Source organism: Streptomyces roseifaciens, from assembly GCF_001445655.1.
Lineage (GTDB): Bacteria > Actinomycetota > Actinomycetes > Streptomycetales > Streptomycetaceae > Streptomyces > Streptomyces aureoversilis.
The window spans coordinates 970010-988017 of the sequence record NZ_LNBE01000002.1; the positions used below are offsets into that span (position 1 = coordinate 970010).

16 protein-coding genes and 1 pseudogene are annotated in these 18008 nt (G+C 68.1%); 6 read left to right on the top strand and 11 right to left on the bottom strand.

From position 1 onward, the window contains the following. Nucleotides 1–17 precede the first annotated feature (17 nt). Nucleotides 18–821 (bottom strand): GNAT family N-acetyltransferase, encoded by an 804-nt coding sequence (locus AS857_RS05655; RefSeq protein WP_245699595.1) that lies wholly within the window; start codon nt 819–821, stop codon nt 18–20. Between the two features lie 879 nt (nt 822–1700). Between AS857_RS05655 and AS857_RS38590 the strand changes: the two genes are divergently transcribed. Then, entirely contained in the window at nt 1701–2633 is a 933-nt protein-coding gene (locus AS857_RS38590; RefSeq protein WP_058041977.1) for a CAP domain-containing protein, read from the top strand. Nucleotides 2634–2791: 158 nt separating this feature from the next. Here the strand turns inward: AS857_RS38590 and AS857_RS05670 are convergent, their stop codons facing one another. The 6 genes from AS857_RS05670 to AS857_RS05700 all read right to left on the bottom strand — a co-directional run bounded on the left by AS857_RS05670 (nt 2792) and on the right by AS857_RS05700 (nt 9340). Further along, a complete protein-coding gene (locus AS857_RS05670; protein ID WP_144440732.1) occupies nt 2792–3079 on the bottom strand; it encodes a hypothetical protein in 288 nt (95 codons plus the stop codon). A 14-nt stretch (nt 3080–3093) separates the two neighbouring features. Beyond that, nucleotides 3094–4092: a type I glyceraldehyde-3-phosphate dehydrogenase gene (gene gap / locus AS857_RS05675; RefSeq protein WP_058041979.1), complete on the bottom strand. Its 999-nt coding sequence runs from the start codon at nt 4090–4092 to the stop codon at nt 3094–3096. Nucleotides 4093–4199: 107 nt separating this feature from the next. Then, a complete protein-coding gene (locus tag AS857_RS05680) occupies nt 4200–5156 on the bottom strand; it encodes a GlxA family transcriptional regulator (RefSeq protein WP_058041980.1) in 957 nt (318 codons plus the stop codon). Nucleotides 5157–5614: 458 nt separating this feature from the next. Next, on the bottom strand, nt 5615–6163 hold the full coding sequence (locus tag AS857_RS05685; RefSeq protein ID WP_058041981.1) for a hypothetical protein: 549 nt from the start codon (nt 6161–6163) through the stop codon (nt 5615–5617). A gap of 792 nt (nt 6164–6955) precedes the next feature. Next, nucleotides 6956–7852: an RNA polymerase sigma-70 factor gene (locus AS857_RS05695; protein ID WP_058041983.1), complete on the bottom strand. Its 897-nt coding sequence runs from the start codon at nt 7850–7852 to the stop codon at nt 6956–6958. Nucleotides 7853–8134: 282 nt separating this feature from the next. Next, nucleotides 8135–9340, bottom strand: a complete 1206-nt coding sequence (locus tag AS857_RS05700) for an NAD(P)/FAD-dependent oxidoreductase (RefSeq protein WP_058041984.1) — start codon at nt 9338–9340, stop codon at nt 8135–8137. Nucleotides 9341–9687: 347 nt separating this feature from the next. Between AS857_RS05700 and AS857_RS40590 the strand changes: the two genes are divergently transcribed. Further along, nucleotides 9688–9987, top strand: a complete 300-nt coding sequence (locus tag AS857_RS40590; protein WP_144440733.1) for a hypothetical protein — start codon at nt 9688–9690, stop codon at nt 9985–9987. A 33-nt stretch (nt 9988–10020) separates the two neighbouring features. On the opposite strand, the gene AS857_RS05705 is transcribed toward AS857_RS40590, so the two are convergent. Continuing rightward, entirely contained in the window at nt 10021–10659 is a 639-nt protein-coding gene (locus AS857_RS05705; RefSeq protein ID WP_058041985.1) for a PadR family transcriptional regulator, read from the bottom strand. A gap of 164 nt (nt 10660–10823) precedes the next feature. Between AS857_RS05705 and AS857_RS05710 the strand changes: the two genes are divergently transcribed. From AS857_RS05710 to AS857_RS05730, 4 genes and pseudogenes are all read left to right on the top strand, one after another. Next, nucleotides 10824–11762, top strand: coding sequence for an ATP-binding cassette domain-containing protein (locus AS857_RS05710; RefSeq protein ID WP_058041986.1), 939 nt, complete (start codon nt 10824–10826; stop codon nt 11760–11762). Then, a complete protein-coding gene (locus tag AS857_RS05715) occupies nt 11759–12583 on the top strand; it encodes an ABC transporter permease (protein WP_058041987.1) in 825 nt (274 codons plus the stop codon). Before AS857_RS05710 ends, AS857_RS05715 begins: the two co-directional genes overlap by 4 nt. Before the next feature lie 52 nt (nt 12584–12635). Next, a pseudogene (locus AS857_RS37260) lies at nt 12636–13159 on the top strand (excinuclease ABC subunit UvrA); the annotation flags it as partial. Between the two features lie 205 nt (nt 13160–13364). Then, nucleotides 13365–13724: a hypothetical protein gene (locus tag AS857_RS05730; RefSeq protein WP_144440734.1), complete on the top strand. Its 360-nt coding sequence runs from the start codon at nt 13365–13367 to the stop codon at nt 13722–13724. Nucleotides 13725–14043: 319 nt separating this feature from the next. On the opposite strand, the gene AS857_RS37265 is transcribed toward AS857_RS05730, so the two are convergent. The 3 genes from AS857_RS37265 to AS857_RS05745 all read right to left on the bottom strand — a co-directional run bounded on the left by AS857_RS37265 (nt 14044) and on the right by AS857_RS05745 (nt 17206). Then, complete coding sequence (locus AS857_RS37265; RefSeq protein WP_058041991.1) at nt 14044–14259, bottom strand: hypothetical protein; 216 nt, start codon at nt 14257–14259, stop codon at nt 14044–14046. Nucleotides 14260–15127: 868 nt separating this feature from the next. Continuing rightward, the gene (locus AS857_RS05740) at nt 15128–16384 is read right to left on the bottom strand and encodes a protein-glutamine gamma-glutamyltransferase (RefSeq protein ID WP_058041992.1); all 1257 of its coding nucleotides are present in this window, start codon (nt 16382–16384) and stop codon (nt 15128–15130) included. Between the two features lie 312 nt (nt 16385–16696). Continuing rightward, entirely contained in the window at nt 16697–17206 is a 510-nt protein-coding gene (locus tag AS857_RS05745) for a hypothetical protein (protein WP_058041993.1), read from the bottom strand. Nucleotides 17207–18008: the final 802 nt, after the last annotated feature.

Here is an 18008-nt window from a genome sequence, read left to right on the forward strand (position 1 = left end):
TCACGCCTCGGTGGTGGTCATTGTGAGGCCCACCAGGTCGACGAGGTGACGGCGGTGTAGCCCAGCGACTCGTACAGCGGCCGTCCGAGCCGTGAGGCGGTGAGTGTCACCGGAAGGTTCGCCATGGGCGCGAGCGAGCCGAGCATGACGGCCCGCCCGGCGCCGCGGGAGCGGTGCGCCGACGACGTGCCGACCCAGTAGTGGCTGCCGATCCCGTCGTGCACGGCGGTGACACCGGCTCCGACCGCCTCGCCGTCGAGGACGGCGAGATAGACGTCCACGCCTGGCTGTTCGGTGAGTGCCGTGGGGAACATCTCGCCGGGACGGTAGGGGGTGAATCTGGTCAGCTCGAAGCCCTCGATCAGGATCTGCTCGGCAGTCTGCAGCTCGTGCGTCCGCTGGACTCGGATCACCTCCATCGCGGGGGCGGGGACGGGGCCGGGCGGGCGCACCATGATCGGCATCTGCCAGTTGCGCATGCCCAGGTGACTCAGGTCGGTGGAACTGAACGGATCCTCGGCATCCACCGGTCCGGTCGATCGGCCGGCCAGCTCGGTCAGCTCGGCGAGCTCGTGCGCGTCAAGGTCGGGTTCCTGCAGCAAGATGCGTGTCCCGGCGCGCTTGTCGCCGAGCACGGCGAGGAAGCTGCGCCGGCGGATCACCTCGTGGCCGCGGGAGTTTCCGATTGCGGCCCAGAACGCGGCGGAGTTGCGGGCCTGGCGTATCGCCGCGTCGTCGAAGGCCGCGGGGTGATCCGGTTGGTCCTGCCTGCTTCGATCCTCGACACGAGCGTCGGGGGCGGTCTGCCAAGTGTTGGCCACGGATGGACTCCTGTTCAGTCACTGTGCGGTGATCCAGGCGGAGAGGCAGGCGGGCCCAAGTAGAGGTCGACTCGGGTCCTCGTCATGCCTCCGACCTAACGACGTAATGTCTCTGATAGCTGGGCCGATCTCAACCGAGATTGCTGAGCCGTTCGCCTTCTGCGATCTCGTCCGAGCCCGCATGACGCTGTCGTATTCGCGCGATCCGTTCTGTTCCTTCACCACTGGCCAGGACCTGCAGACCTACCTTCGACTGCCACCGGCGGGCGCGCCCGCCCGCTGCGGCAGGAAGAGGTAGCCGGTCGTATATGACCGCTCTGAGGCATCCATATCGTGGACCCGGTGTGGAGCGTGGAAGAGGGTCGCTCGGGCCTGCTGGCGTCCTTGCCGCCGAGAGTTGCTCCGAGCCGTCGGCGAACTGGGTGCGAAGACGATGGCCTTCCCCATCATCTCGACGGAGGTGCACGGGTGGCCAGGGAGGACGCGGTCCGCAGCGTCGTCGAGGCGGTGCGGGAGGCGTAGACGTCGGTGGAGGGACTGCGAGGTCGTTCTTGCCCGCGCGGACGCTGCGCTGCGCGACACCGGCGGCGATGTTGCCCTCTTCGGCCATGTCCTGCGCGCCCTGACAGCCTGCCCCCTTTGGGGCTGGCCGGCGGCGGGCGGTGCCCTCTGCCGGCTGGGCGTCGGCGCCCTGGTCCTCCTCGGCGCCGAGCACGGGCGGCCGCTGATCATCGGCTGGGGCATTCCACTCTGATCGGCTCAACGGCCCGCCAAATGGGCGTCGATCCTTTGTTGATCGCCGGTTCCTAGCCTCCTCGAGGCAAACACCCCGGGCGCATCGCGTCCCGGGGTCACTCGAGGAATGAGGAAACGGGACCCATGCAGACGTCGACCAAGAAGTCGCCCATCAAGTTGCTCAAGACGTCCCACATATGGGGCACCCTCGCCCTGGCCGCAATAGGCGTCACCGCTCTGCCGGCACCGGCGCAGGCGGCCGCGCAGGCCGGTCCGCTCGTCGGGCTCGCCGGCAAGTGCCTGGACGTCCGCGGCGGTGTCCGTGACAACGGCACCCCGGTCCAGCTCTACGGCTGCAACGGCACGGAGTCCCAGCGGTGGATGTACGTCGAGCAACCCGGTGAGATCGGCGCCACGATGACCGCGTTCGGCAAGTGCCTGGACGTCGCGTCCAGCGGCACCGCCGACGGGACCCCCGTCCAGTTGTGGGACTGCAACGGCTCGGGTGCTCAGAAGTGGGTGCGCTACCAGGGTGACGTCCTGGTCAACCCGCAGTCCAACAAGTGCCTGGACGTGCGCGGCGGCAACACCAATGACGGCACCCCGGTCCAGCTCTACAGCTGCAACTACACCGCGTCCCAGGTCTGGAAGTTCTCCGACGGCGGCCAGAACCCGAACCCGAATCCGGACTCCAAGTCGCTGCAGCGCCAGGTCTTCGACCTCGTCAACGACTACCGCGCGCAGCACGGCAAAGCTCGCCTGGAATACGACCCCGTCGTCGAGCGCGCCGCCCAGGACGAGGCCGACGAGCAGGCCCGTCGGCAGCAGCAGGGCCACTACGTCGACCTGATGGGCTCGCTCCGCAAGTACGGCTATCCGCGCCCGTTCAGCGAGGTCGCCGAGAACGCTGCGGGCGCCCGCGGCTTCTGGAAGGACGCCCGGTCGGTGGTCGACGCCTGGATCAAGCATCCGCCGCACGAGGCGAACATCCTGGGCGACCAGCACAAGTACACCGGCGTCGGCGTGACGATCGACGCGAACGGCACCTACTGGTGGGCGCAGGGCTTCGTCGGCTGACCCACCGCACCCCCGGTCCGTTCCGTTGTGCGCCCATGTCCGGACCGGTGCCCGTCCGGGACGGGGACGCCGCCTGCCGCTGGGCAGCCGACAACAGCTGACAGCAGCCGACAGCAGCAGGCGGCGCTCGCCGTCCTGCTGCTGCGCGCCGGCGACCGTCACGGCGGCGGCCTTGGTGGAAGCGCCCCGGGGGACGAGCCGCCCAGGGCGGCCGTCGGGCCACGATCCGCACGTACGCCCCGGCTGCGCAAGGTGCTGCACCACGCCCGGGCGCGCCCGTGCTGCACCCGCTCGGCGACGGCTACCGGCTCCCGTTGCCCCTCGACGCCCTCGACGCCCTCGACGCCCTCGACGCTCTCGACGCCGTTGACGCGGCGCGCCGAGGCGCTGGTGGACCGGGCCGGCCGGGCGAGGTTCAGGGACGGCCCGAGGAGGCCCCGGGCCACCACCCGACGTCCGGTCAGCGCGTGGCGAGGAGCTCGAGCGTGTCGATCACGCGGTTCGAGAAGCCCCACTCGTTGTCGTACCACGCGACCACCTTGACGTGGCGGCCGTCGACGCGGGCGAGGGCCGAGTCGAAGATCGCCGAGGCGGGATTGCCCGTGATGTCGGACGACACGAGCGGGTCGTCCGAGTACTCGAGGATGCCGGCGAGCGGCCCCTCCGCTGCGGCACGGTACGCCGCCAGCACGTCGTCGCGCGTCACGTCGCGGGCGACGGTCGTGTTGAGTTCGACGATCGAGCCCACCGGCACCGGTACGCGGATCGAGTCGCCCGACAGCTTGCCGTCGAGGTTCGGCAGCACCAGGCCGATCGCCTTGGCGGCGCCGGTCGTGGTCGGCACGATGTTGACGCCGGCGGCGCGGGCGCGACGGGCGTCGCGGTGCGGACCGTCCTGCAGGTTCTGCTCCTGCGTGTAGGCGTGCACCGTCGTCATGAAGCCGTGCTCGATACCGGCAAGATCGTCGAGCACCTTGGCCAGCGGGGCGAGCGCGTTGGTCGTGCACGAGGCGTTCGAGACGATCGTGTGCACGGCCGGGTCGTACGCGTCGGTGTTGACCCCGAACGCGAGCGTGACGTCGGCGCCGTCCGACGGCGCGCTGACGAGTACCTTCTTCGCGCCCGCGTCGAGGTGGGCCCGGGCGGCCTTCGCCGAGGTGAAGCGGCCGGTGGCTTCCAGGACGATGTCGACGCCGAGTTCGGCCCACGGCAGCTGCGCCGGTTCGCGCTCGGCCAACACCGTGATCCGACGGCCGTCAACGACGAGGGTGTCCCCGTCGACGGTCACCGGGCGCCCCAGCCGGCCGGCCGTGCTGTCGTAGGCGAGCAGCCGGGCGAGAGTGGCGGGCTCCGTCAGGTCGTTGACGGCGACGATCTCGAGGGCGCTGTCGCGCTCCAGCAGTGCGCGCAGCACGTTGCGTCCGATGCGGCCGAATCCGTTGATGGCGATGCGAGTCATGAGTGATGTCCCTTCCCTTCGCCACCATGCTCGTTCGCGGCCGGTGCCGCTGACAGTGGCGGTATCGCCACGGTTCAAAAGGATCCCGCCACGTGGTGCCGGGCGGGTTACTCGCCTCGGGTGAAGGTGCGCCGGTACTCGCTCGGTGTGGTGCCGAGGATGCGCTGGAAGTGCAGGCGCAGGTTCGCGCCGGTGCCGAGCCCGATGTCGGCGGCGATCTGTTCGACGCTGCGCTGCGAGCGCTCGAGCAGTTCGCGGGCCAGGTCGATGCGGGCGCGCATCACCCACTGCATCGGCGTGTAGCCGGTCTCCTCGACGAAGCGCCGGGAGAACGTGCGCGGCGAGACCCCCGCCTCCCGCGCCAGTATGTCGAGGGTGAGGGGCTCGCCGAGCCGGTGCAGCGCCCACTCGCGGGTGGCGGCGAACCGCTCGCCGAGCGGCTCGGGGACGCTGCGCGGCACGTACTGGGCCTGGCCGCCGCTGCGGTAGGGGGCCGCAACCAGACGCCGGGCCGCGTGGTTGGACGCGGCCACTCCGAGGTCGCCGCGCAGGATGTGCAGGCACAGGTCGATGCCGGAGGCGGCGCCGGCCGAGGTGAGCACGCTGCCCTCGTCGACGAACAACACGTTCTCGTCGACCTGGACGAGCGGATGCCTGGCCTCGAGTGCCCGCGTGTAGTGCCAGTGCGTCGTGGCGCGCCTGCCGTCGAGCAGGCCCGTGGCGGCGAGCGCGAAGGCACCCGTCGAGATGGCGGCGAGCCGCGCGCCCCGGTCATGGGCGGCGATCAGTGCGTCGACGACGGCCTGCGGCGGGTCGTCGCGGTCCGGGAACCGGTAGCCGGGGACGAAGACGATGTCGGCCCACGCAAGCGCGTCGAGGCCGTGGGCGACGTAGTACGCGAGGCCGTCGCCGCCGGTCACGGGACCGGGTGTCGCCCCGCACACCCGCACCTCGTACGGCATGCTCGCGCGGGTCGTGAAAACCTGCGCGGGAATTCCGACATCGAGCGGCTTCGCACCCTCGAGCACGAGGACGGCGACGCGATGCAGATGGGGTGCAGGCACAGGAAGAGGTTACGTGGGGCGTGGGCATGACTTCGATACGCCCACTGCGCGGACTGAGCAGACGACCCACCGGCCGGGCTGTCTTCGCCGGAATCGCCGCTGCCCTGATTTGCTACCGCAGACCGGCGGCCTGACTGGCGAGGACATCATGCCGACCTGATCCGTACAGTACGCAACGCAATGCCGGCCTGCTGGGGAGCGCCGAGCCCGGCACACATACCGACGAGGTGCCTCATGACCGACTACCTGGCAGCCGCCATGGCGATGCTCGGACCGGCCCAGAACCGTTACGCGGACGCGTCCGCCTGGGATCGACTCCAAGAACAACTCGGCGTGGCCCTGCCGTCCGATTACCGGTCCTCGTCGACGCCTACGCCCCGGTTTGGGACGGCCCGGACCGTGGCATGTGAGGCGCCAACCGCACCGGTAGGAGACGGCGGCCCCAAACGAGATGGCTTTCAATACAGGCCGGAGTTGTGATCCGGCGGGTCCACGGAAATGGGCGGGCACTCGTGGAGCACGGTCCACGCGCCGACCGAGTAAAGTCTCGGCTCGTCGAGTGCTGGGTCGTCGCTGGTTTCGATGCTTGCGAAGGTGAAGCTTGCCCACGAGTCGGCCGCTGGTTCGGTGAGCACGGTCACTTGCGTATCCGGCACTCTGGTATCCAGCCGCCACGGGCATCCGATCGCGTCGAGGGCAGAAGTGACCTGCCGATACGTCATGCGAGGCGGGAAGGAGACAACCGTGTTCGCCCCCGGGACCGGAAGTTTCAAGGGCCGGTCGTACCAGGTCGAGATGTGGATCGCCGACACGACCCGACAGCGGCAGACGATGAATTCGACGTCGCCGTAAAAGAACCTGTGCGAGCCGAGGTGGGGCTCATCGATCCGGCCCAAATCCTCCGCCGGGCCGAGCACTGCGGCGATGTCAGCCAAGGGCGCACCGCAGCGCAGCACACCAATGCCTCCCGTGGTGCCGACCTCGGCCATCATGTCCAGCAGTGCCATGCACTGGATTATCGCAGGTCACAGACTTCCTCCTGGGAGAGGAGCCGCCAGTGGCCGGGGAATCTTCAGGCTGAGGCAGGGCAGAAACCCGACCTGCGCCTGGACTCGCCTGCCTACGTTGCCCAGCTGCGCTGATCACCGCCCGTGTCGTCGCCGCAGCGGACGAGGGTGTCGACCCTGCCTGTCGGCAGCAGCCGTCCGGCTACCCATGTTGGTGCAGTGCGACAGGGAGTCCGGCGGTATGCCTGCGCTTGCTCCGGCTGTGCTCGGCAGCTGATCATTCGCGGATGAGACCCGAAGTTCAGTCGTTTGTCGTGGCGGGCCCTCTGCCCGATTGGGATGCCGACGAGGAGGAGATCGAGCGGAGGGTGAAGCAGCTCGAAGCCATCTCCACGCCTGTCACAACGGAGGAGGCGCATGCATTGGCCGGCTGCTTCGGTCCGGATGACTGCTATGGCGTCGCATGGTCGTTGGTGCACTTGATCGAGACCGCACCGGGTCCGTTGCCCCCAGTAGGCCGTCCCGGCCCTGACGCCGACGGGTGGCAGCAAACCCTCTGGGGCCGGTGGGGAACCTGAGGGTATCCAGGCAGGCAAGGCCCATGGCGTGATCGTCAGGGCTTGTGTCGTTCGGCTTCGGTGATGCGGAAGCCGTAGGGCTCGGCGCCGGTCTGGATGAGGGTGCAGCGGAAGGCGATCCGTCGGTGGTGGCCGCGCAGGGCCGGGGGTCACCGAACTCGACACTCTCAAGGTCCCGGCGCCGGACCCGGCCGACTCACCCGCCATAGCGAATTCATCGCAGGGTGAGCGGAACCTCGGATTCGACGCCGGACAGCTTCTCCGGATTGCGGACGAAGTAGAGGCCGGTGATCCGAGCGTCCTCGACACGGATCGTCATGATGCCGTCGAGCTCGCCGTCCAGATGGACGATGAGGGCCGGGTTGCCGTTGACCACGGTGGGGCCAAGGGCGATCGTGTGTTGGGTCTTGCCGGTTCCGCCGACGATGAGTCGGGCCACCTTGTCGGCGCCGGTGATCGGCCGCAGGGCAGCGTGCTTGAGGCCACCGCCGTCGCCCATGTAGACGACCTCAGGGGCGAGCACCTTGAGGAGACCCTGAAGGTCCCCGGTCTCGAGCGCATGCTGGAGTGACTCCAGCGCTGCCCGGGTCTCACTGGCGGAGGCCACCTGGCGAGGGCGGCGGGCATCGACGTGCCGGCGGGCGCGGTGGGCGATCTGCCGGACGGCCGCGGGGCTCTTGTCGACGGCGGCCGCGATCTCGTCGTAGCCGACGTCGAAGGCCTCGCGCAGCACGAAGACGGCGCGCTCGGTCGGCGACAGGGTTTCGAGGACGAGCATCATCGCCATCGACACACTCTCGGCGAGCTCGATGTCCTCGGCCACGTCCGGTGCCGTGAGCAGCGGCTCGGGCAGCCAGGGGCCGAGGTACGCCTCTCTGCGGCGCGTCAGGGCTCGCAGCCGGTTGAGTGACTGGCGGGTCGTGATCCGGACGAGGTAGGCACGTTGGTCGCGCACCTGCTCCAGGTCGACCTTGACCCAGCGCAGCCAGGTCTCCTGGAGGACGTCTTCGGCGTCGGCCGCCGATCCGAGCATCTCGTAGGCGACCGTGAAGAGCAGGTTGCGGTGGGCGACAAAACTCTCGGTCGCCGGGTCGGCGGCATGCTCGTTCACACCTCGAACCGTTCGCGGACGGCCGTGGTCTTCGGAGGTCTTCAAGCGTGCATCCACAGCACGGTCCCTTTCGTTGGCGGCCGTTCGGTCCGACCCGCCTGTCGGTGGGGTCGAGAGTGGGACTCCACTCGGCGCACGGCTGTGACACGCCAAGTTGATCATGATTCGTTGCTGAAAGGGCTGCTGATGAGCGCATAAGTGCAGCGGCGTCCCCGCGACATGGGCGTCGCCGCACGGTATGCGTTCTGGATCCGTTGCGATCGGATCGGACGGTTCGACCACCTAAGCAGCCTGATCAGCAGGGGCCGGCGTCTCACCGCCGTTTGCCTGCAGCAGCTGCCGGCGCGTGGCACCGCCTGGGATGCGGTGCAGGCGGTACGCGCCGGGCTTGTGCGCCTCGTCGGCCAGGTGCTTGATGACGCCCACGCAAACGGCCTCCTTGAGCTTCGCGCCCAGGCGGCCGTCGATGTTGAACCACACCGCGACGTCGGACCGGTTGGCGAACTGGAAGATGCCGTCGCGTCGGCCCAGGCTGATGCACTGGGCAGCGAACGACTGGTTGACGGTTTCGGGCCGCTCACCCGCGATCCGAGCCATTACCGTGTCGGCGGCCCGCGCGCCCAGGGGCATCGCGGCCTGGCAGCTCATCCGCAGGGGGAGGTCCGACGGCGCCGCCGAGTCCCCGGCCGCAATGATGCGTACGTCGTCCACGCTGGTCAGCGTCTCGTCCGTGCGCAGGCGGCCCAGGGCGTCGGTGCTCAGCCCGCTGCGCGCGGCCAAGTCCGGAACGCCGAATCCGGCGGTCCAGATCGTCACCTCACTCGGCAGCTCACGGCCGTCGCCGAGTCGCACGGCATCGCGGGTCACCGCCGTCACCGACGCGCCGGGGCCGTCGAGGACAGTCACCCCAAGCCTGACCAGTCGCTTGGCGACCGAGCGCCGGCCCCGGGGGTGCAGGTAGGGCCCGAGGACCCCGCCGCAGACCAGGGTCACGCTGTGGCCCCGCTCCGCCAGCTCGGCCGCGGTCTCGATACCGGTCGGGCCCGCTCCGACCACCGTCACAGGGGCGGTGGCGGGCGTGGCATCGAGGACCGGCCGCAGCCGCTGCGCTTCCTCCAGGTCGGCAATCGGGTAGGCGTACTCGGCCGCTCCGGGCACGCGCGGGTCGGCACTGCCACTGCCCACGGCGTAAACCAGGTAGTCGTAGTCGACTGTGCCTCCGCTTGCCAACGTCAGGCCGCGCCCGGCCGCGTCGATTCGGGTCACGGCGTCGACCACCAGCCGGACGCCCTCGCCCAGGACCTCCCGGTAGTTGACGACCGCGCCGTGGGTCCCGCCCACCAGTTGGTGCAGGCGGATCCGGTGGACGAAGGCCGGGCGCGGGTTGATCAGTGTCACCGTCACGTCGTCGCGCTGCGTCAGGCGATTGGCCGCCATGACACCGGCGTACCCGCCGCCGACCACGACCACATCGATGTTTTTGTTCATGGTGTCTCCTCCGCTCCAAGGGGTTCGGCCACAAGACACCGCGTGACCGATCGCTGTGACATCCTGTGAGGTGGATCACTGCTGGCGTGGTCGCCTGGACGGAATCCGGCCTGACCGCTGGGACTTCACCGAGCGCCGTCATCCGATTGACCGGTGTTGCCGTCGCGAAGCCGGGGTGACGAGCAGCGGCTGGCCGGGAACGGAGACGAGGCCCTGGCTGCGCCGTTCAGACGGGACCGGACCACAAGCGTCAGGAGCTGCACCGCGTCCGGGTCACGCAGCAGCCACAGCCCCTCGCGCGGAACGGGGCAAGCGCGAGCGGGTGGTCCGCCGGCAGACGTACCGGCATGTGGCCGAGGGGCTGTCGGGGAACGCGGCTGTGGACATCATCGGCGGGAAGATCCGCCTGGACCGGCTGGAAGATCCGCCTGGACCGGCTGGAAGCCGATTCCGAGCCCGCCGGCTACAAGATGGTGCACGACGCGGTGCAGATGATGCCACCGAAGGCGGACCACCCCGAGCTGCTGCTGGAGGTCCACGCCCGCACCGGCATGCTGGACGCCTTCGAGCGCATCAGCGGCAAGGTCGCACGTCCCGACGACCTGGACATCACTCCGACCGCCCTGTTGGTGCGCAAGTGGCGGTGACACCGATGCCGACGCCGCCACCAGGATGTGTCGCTAGCGGTTGTCCTCAGGGTGCGGTTCCGTCGCGTAGGGGTTCAGCTCATCGTCCGCGAGCACGCCCACGAAGGGTTCACCCTCCCCCGCGAAGGTGTACGCGCCGCCCTCGATGCGCCCGATCAGGCTGTGCGTCCATTCCGCTTCGCTGTCGGCTGAGTGCACCCACATGTTCATGATCTCGCCGATGTGCCCGAGCTGTTCGGGCCCCTTCTCCGGCGTGTAGTACTCGGTGACCCCGGCCCGCCACTGCTCAAGCCCTCTGATTCGCTCCTTGAGGAGTGCGACGGCCTCGTCTCGCGGCAGGTCGACGATGAATCCGATGCCGGCCGAGAGCATGTCCACCTTCTGGTGGTACGAGGTCAGAGCCTGGCGCAGCAGCGTGAGGTACTCCTCTGTGCCCTTGTCGGTGATCTCGTACTCGACACGCGGCGGGCCGCCGACGGTGCTCGGCTCGATCTCGTGCGCGAGGAGGAGCCCTTGCTTCGCCATCTGCTTGAGGGCGTGGTAGATCGACCCCGGCTTGGCGTTCGACCATTCGTGGGCGCCCCAGAATTCCAGGTCGTTGCGCACCTGGTAGCCGTGCGCCCGTCCGTGTTGGCGGACCGCGCCGAGGACCAGCAGCCGGATCGCCGACATGAACGTCTCTCCTCTAGACAATTTTGACTAGGTTACCACTCTTCAAGTTTGACCAGTAGGCCCAACCCTGGATGCCTCCACCATGTAATCAAGTTTGACTAACTCGCCGAGGCGTCCTACCTTGCAGCTCTAGTCAAGTTTGACCACCGGCTGAGGAGGGTGTTTTGACTGACTACGATCTGGCGATCGTCGTCGAAGGCCTGCGGAAGAAGTACGGGGACAAGCAGGCCCTCGACGGCCTCGATCTCACGGTCCGAGCCGGTACCGTCCAGGGGATTCTCGGCCCGAACGGCGCCGGAAAGACCACAGCCGTACGCATCATGTCCACGCTGCTGCGCCCCGAGGAGGGGCATGTCGAGGTGGCGGGCATCGACGTGAGGACCCGGGCCGATGAGGTGCGCTCGCGGATCGGGCTGCTCGGCCAGAACGCCGCCGTCGACGAGGAGCTCAGCGGCCGCCAGAACCTGGAGATGTTCGGTCGCCTCTACCACCTCGGCGCGCGCCGTGCCCGCGCCCGGGCTGATGAGCTCCTGGCCCGGTTCGGGCTCGCGGACACCGGCAACAAGGCCATCAAGCAGTACAGCGGCGGTATGCGGCGGCGGCTCGACCTGGCGGCGTCCCTCATTTCCCAGCCGCAGGTGCTCTTCCTGGACGAGCCCACGACCGGGCTCGACCCCCGCGGCCGCACGGAGGTGTGGAACGCGGTGCGCTCACTGGTCGGCGGCGGCACGACCGTCCTGCTGACCACGCAGTACTTGGAGGAGGCCGACCAGCTGGCCGACCGGATCGCGGTGATCAACCACGGGAAGGTCATCGCGGAGGGCACGGCGGACGAGTTGAAGTCCAAGACCGGCGGCGACCGCATCGACGTGGTCCTGCACGACACGGCCCAGCTGGCCCGCGCCGCCTCTCTCCTGCCCGGTGGCGCGGTGGTGGACGAGGACCGGCGGATGATCAGCACCTCGGTCACCGACCGGATGGCCGCGCTGACCGAGACCGTACGGGCGCTGGAGGCGGCCGGCATCGAGGCGGAGGACATCGCGGTACGCCGGCCGACGCTCGACGAAGTCTTCATGCACCTGACGAAGGAGGACCCCGCATGAGTGCGACCCACAGTGTGAGCACGGCGCACGGTACGGGTGCGAAGCTGAGCTGGGCAGCCGCCGACTCCTGGACGATGACCAGGCGCGAACTGGCCCACTGGGCGCGCCAGCCCGTGCAGGTGATTGTCGGCCTGGTCTTCCCGGTGATGATGCTGCTGATGTTCAGCTACCTGATCGGCGGCGGACAGGGCATCGACGGGGACTTCAAGGCCTACCTGGTGCCCGGCATGCTCACCATGACCATGGCCTTCGGCCTTGAGACCACCATGCTCTCGGTCACCCAGGACCTCGGCAAGGGGGTCATCGACCGGTTCCGCTCGATGCCCATGAACTCCGGCGCGGTCCTCGTCGGACGGAGCGTCGCGGACATGCTGCAGTCGGCGGTCGGACTGACCGTGATGATCGCGGTCGGATACGCGATCGGCTGGCGCCGGCACGAAGGATTCGCCTCCTTCCTGGGCGCGGTGGGACTGCTGTTGCTGCTGCGGTTCGCGATGCTGTGGATCGGCATCCACCTGGCGATGGTCGCGGGCAAGCCGGAACTGGTGCAGGCGGTGCAGATCCTGGTCTGGCCGGTCAGCTTCCTCTCCAACGCCATCGCCTCGCCCGAATCGATGCCGTCCTGGCTGGGCGCGATCGTGGAGTGGAACCCGATGTCGGCGACGGCCACGGCAGTACGTGGTCTGTTCGGTAACCCGGGCGCGGGTGGCGACTCCTGGGCCACGACCCACGCAGAACTCCTCGCAGTGGCCTGGCCGGTGGCCCTGATCGCGGTGTTCTTCCCGCTGGCAGTGAAGCGGTTCCGGGACCTGAGCCGCTAACGGACCGGGCCCCCGGCCTCCGGTCCGGTTTGCCGGGTCGGAGGCAGGGGCCCTGGCGCACGTCAGCATCGAGATCCCCAAGCGGCGGCTGACCGTGTTCACCGGCGTCTCCGGCTCGGGCAAGAGCTCGCTGGTGTTCGACACGATCGCCGCGGAGTCGCAGCGGCTGATCGACGAGACCTACAGCGCCTTCGTGCAGGGCTTCATGCCCACGCTGGCGCGGCCCGAGGTCGACGTGCTCGACGGGCTGACGACCGCGATCACCGTCGACCAGCAGCGGCTGGGTGCCGACCCCCGCTCCACCGTCGGCACCGTCACCGACGCCCACCCGCAGTGAAGGCGACCTACCAGCGCACCGGCGGCATGTGCCCGCGCTGCGAGGGCCGGGGCACGGTCTCGGACAACGACCTCACCCAGCTCTACGACGACTCCAAGTCGCTCAACGAGGGTGCGCTCACGATCCCCGGCTACAGCATGGACGGCTGGTACGGCCGCATCTTCACCGGCTGCGGCTTCATCGATCCGGACAAGCCGATCCGCAAGTACACCATGCGGGAGCTGTACGACCTCCTCCACGCGCCAGCGGCGGTCAGCGCCTCGCGCAGCTCCTGACTTGCTATGGCGGTGCCTTTCGGGCAGAGCAGCAGCCCGGGAGAGCTTCGTTCACTGCTGGCTTGTGTCTGGGGGCCACTGCTGCCGGGAGGAACCAGTACAGAACCTGGCGGTCGGATGCCAGGCATCGTGTAGATGAGCCTGTGTCCCCTTTCTGGGAGGGAGCTTCATGAAGACGAGCAAGTTCAGAGCGCTGGCCCTTGCCGCTTCTGCCACGAGCCTTTGCGCTATCGGCCTGCTGGGGTCCACACCGGCCGCTGCTGCCGGTGAACTCCAGGTCACTGTGCACACCACCTACGCGGACCGCATCTTGGTCTCGGGCTTCAATCAACACGGCAACTTCGTCGCCACCGGGTGGATCGACACTCCCAACACCTGGACGCGCGTGAACAACTGGTGGTGGCAGTACAACTCTGACGTGACGATCGTCGCGGAGGGTCGCTACCACGGCCGGGACCTGCATCAGACCTCGTCCTGCAAGATCCGAGGCGGGGGCACACCCAGGTTCGCCGACTGCTACGCGCTCTGAAGCCCCACTGAGGAATTTCTGAAGCTAGATCAATTGGGATGGACCGAGCGAGAGGCTTCTGCGGCCAGTCCCTCGGGAAGGCCGGAGGGACTGGCCGTGGCCTGCGTGGTTTCATCGACCGGCGCAACGAGCCCCTCGCGGACGGGACCGTCGTGATGGCTCCGGCGGCCGGGCCGGCGGCCTGCATTACTGCTTCGCTGGTGGGTTGGGGCTAAGGATGATGTTCTCCCTGGAGGCGAGCGACCATCGGGTGCGGCCCTGGGGTATGAGCGAGACGTTGCTTATCACAGCGCCCACCCAAGGGAGGCATAGTCGCCTCTTAGCAGGCTTTCGCAGTCTCGATCTTGATGCCGGTCACCGTGGCACTGGACGTGAAGCCGATGTCGGAGTGCGGTGCTAGGCAGTGGTACCGGGTCTGGCCGTTCACTACGTAACGAAGCCAGGCCCGGTCGTCATTGCGGGCGTTGTACACCCAGTCCGCTCCCCGGCTGTTGGAACCGAGGTTCTGGTAGTAGCTGGTGACATCCTTGTACATGGCGCTTGGCGTACCGTCTGGCCAGGAGCTGCTTGTCATGTAGAAGCACACGTTAGGCCACGGACACTTCGCCGCCGCTGCCGAGGCCGGAGAGGCGGCCAGCGTGGTTCCGGCCGCGAGAGCCAGCGCAGCCCCGGCAAGAGATGCTCGTCTCCTTAAGATCATACCCTCACAGTGCTGCGCGCCTTGGGGAGGCGGGAAGGCCATTTCGCGCCAGCCGGCGGCGCCGCCGTCGCGGAGTGACGTCTGTGAGGTTGTGTCTCCAACAACCCCGCCCCTCGGGAGGGTGTGTGCCACCCTCTGCGTTCCATTTGATGTTCTGACGAGATCTGCCCACCATCTGCCAGACTTACTGGTCTGCCGCTTCCACTTCCCTCAGAAAAGCCGCCCAGGCCGCTGAGTTCGTCGAAGGTCCGGTCTCGACGACGTGGCGAACAGGCTAGCCCCGGTGGTGACTGCTGAGCCGAGGGCGGTGACGCAAGCGCGCATGCCCACAGCGGTCGCGTCGGCGGAGGCAGGGTTGATGCGGCCGGTGGCGGCCAGGACCACCAGCACCGCCCAGGCGAGGAGCGATGGGCAGTCCAGCGAGCTGTCCGCGACCCACGAACGCTGCGTCATGGCCCGTACTTGGGCCAGGACATCGAGGGCAACGGCCCGGCAGCGGTCAAGTGCCAATGTAAGTTGAAGACCAGGCCCCCGGGCCAGTCGACGAAATGGCCTTGGTGCGCCGGAGGTCGTTGGGAACTCGTGACACCGCCTTGTTCCGGATGCATCTGAGGGATTGCTCGCAGCGGATCACCGGGGTGGTGCGTCTCCGCGGGTGTGGACGTAGGAGGGCCGGGCGACCCGGCCCTCCTGCCCGGTTCTGTTACGGCCAGCCTTGCTTCACCTTGGCGGGGGCGGTGTTCCAGTTCTTGGGTACGAACGTGATCATGTAGGTTCCGCGGTCGAAGTCCGCGTACCCGGCAGACCAGTTCCGGAACTTGCTCTCGTATACGTGCATGGGGCCCAGGCCGCTACTGGGCGAGTGATAGTGGTCGCCGTGGGTCCATATCGTCTGGTCGGCATCAGCTTCCGTTTGAGCCCCGAACCAGCCGTAGTCGAAATTGACCCAACTTTCGCCAGGGTTGACGGGACTGCGCGGGATGCTTCTGTCCTTCGACATGTCGACCAGGCCGGTGCCCTGGTCGGGACGGAAGGCTTCCGGATCGCCGTACTTCCTCCGGTCGGAGGGGCCCCGCTGGTCCTGTCCGCTCCAGAAGTGCTTCGAGTAGATCACCGCCTTCATCTTGGACGGGTCGTGGTTGCCCCCGTCTCTTTCTTTGAATGACGGTGTGTTCCTCAGTGCCGAGTAGAAGTTCGAGCGGCTGTCCTCGTAGAGCAGGGCGTCATTGCTGTTCGTGAGCTCTGTCTTGAGGTTGTCGATGTACGTCCCCTCGTCGTGGGCAGTTTCCAGGGCCTTGTTCATGATGGACGCCACATCACGGGCCCGCTTGAAACCCTTCCCCTCGTCGAAGCTGTCCTTGGCGATGCGACCTTCGAACTCTGCCCGCGTTTCACCGGGTCGTGGGCTGGTGTTCTTGAGGTCGTTCTTGTACTTGTTGTCGTCGAAGGACGCGAACGCCAGTTTGTTCGTCGGGTAGGGGCCCGAATTGACCCAGGTGACGCCGACGCAACCGTAGGACAGCTTTTCTCGCTGCTCTTCGGTCATTTGCTGTTTCTTGCCGTCGCGGTAACTGTAGACCTGCTGCCACTTGCGTATGTAGTTGTTGACGACCGTAGTGGCCCTACCTCCGTAGGCCCGGTACGCATCAGGCATCTTCTCGAGCGGCTCGGCTGGAGGGGTTTCCCTGTCGTCGGTGAAGACGGGGGCCCGGAAGGACGGGCTGGCGCTCGGAGGCAATTCCGCCGGAGGCTTGCCGGGTTGCCCCAGAGTCAGAGCGCTTTCGTTGAGTGCGTTGATGCTCTTGACGTCATCCGCCGTCAGGCCGTGCGTTTCGGCGTAGGACCCCTTCTCTTCCCTGTCGCCACTGCTGGCGGCCTGGCTGACCGACGGGATGAATCCGGCGGTGCATATGACTGCACCCGCAGTGGCGAACGTGAGGAATCTCCGCTGTTTGTGCATGGAAATCAACAACTCCCTTGTGGTGAAATCGCATGAACGAGGGCATGTTGGAGCGCGACGCAATGGAGGGGGTTTGCGGATGGCCGCCGCCACTCAGGGCCTTGGTCCCTCTGTGCTGCGTCGCTGTCGACGGCAGGAAGGCCGCCACCGCGAGGCGGAAGGAGAGGCAGTAATACGGGAGGTGGCGGTGGTGGCGCGCTCGTCGCCGGTCATGACCGTGGTTGCCGCCGGGCGGGCCGGCGCGACTCGGTCGCCGGCCCGGCGTGGGCTGGTCGGCCGGGTCGACCGGGTTGGGCGGGGCTGGCGGCTCAGCTACATCAGCGTCGTCGCCGAGGCGACGACGCGGGCCCGGCCCGGGTGGTCCGGGTCGCCGTAGCGGACCTCGACGCGCGGGTGGGAGCGCATGAACTCGGTGTCGACCAGGCGGACCTGGCTGGGGTGGTCGACCGTGCGCACGGCGATGTCCGTGTCGAGGAAGAAGCTGAACTCGCCCGTGGCCGGGGCGTAGACGAAGAACTTTCCGCCCTCGAACTTCTGCTGCGCGACTTCGTCCGTCAGGACCAGGGACCAGAAGCCCACACGGTGGCCTGCGGGATACATGAACTGGAAGTCGGCCCGCAGGCTGTCCAGTTCCATCCAGCGGAAGGGGTTGTCGTCGTGCGCGTTGATCGTGGCGCGGGCGCCAGGGGTGCCAGGGGCGGCGGCGGTCGCCGGGGCGGTCGTGGCCGGGGTGGCCGCCTGGGCTCCCTGGACGAGGGGCAGGGCGAGGGCCGCGGTCACGGCGACGGTGGTGAGGGTGCGGAGAGCGGTTCTGCGTATCACTTCTCGGCTCCTGGATGAGTGATCAGGTTGATACGAGCAGTGATCATGTCCCCGTGTTAACTCCCCGGCAACATCATGGCTTTAAAACCGGCCAATCCGCCACTAAGGCGGTATCTGGCCATGCATCTGATCCGGCCCGGGGTGGGGGATGCGATGTTGTTCGGGAACTCCACGGCGCGGGCGATGTCATCGTTGCCACCGGGATGAAGAGCCTCATTCGGCGACGGTCACCCGGCGGCAGGAGATCCAGGGAGCCTGCCGCGGCCGGCTCAAGACGCCGGCCCTGGCCAGAACGCGCATGCCAAAACCTCTTGATCCGTGCGGCCGGATTCTGTTCGGGTTCGCCGGCGGGTGTGCGCCCTGCTGCTGTCCGGAGCGGGCGGGGGCAGTGCGGGTGCCGCGACGGGGGCGGCCGAGCGTGTTGGCGGTGGGGGCAGTCGGGGCCCTTGCCTTGCCCATGGGGCAGTTCGAAGGTGAGGTCTTGCAGGAGGGCTGCCAGGGCGTTCGTGGACAGACGGAGGGCCCAGCTCGGCTGGTGGGCCGCGTGACCGCCCCAGATGCTCCAGGTGGGAAGAGGGCCGTTGATCTACTGGGGGCGGAGGCATCGAACTTGTACGCCAGCGGCAAGGGAGACGGGAGCCTCCCACGTGATGCAGCGCCCGTCGAGGGCGTGTTTCCAGCCCGCGACGGGTAGTGGCCGGGTGGCTCCGGCGATGGTGGCCGAGGTGATGCCGGTGGACGTGCCGCGGGCCCGGGCGTTTTCGGTGGTTGGGGTGTCCTGCAGGGTGCCGACGACCTCCGT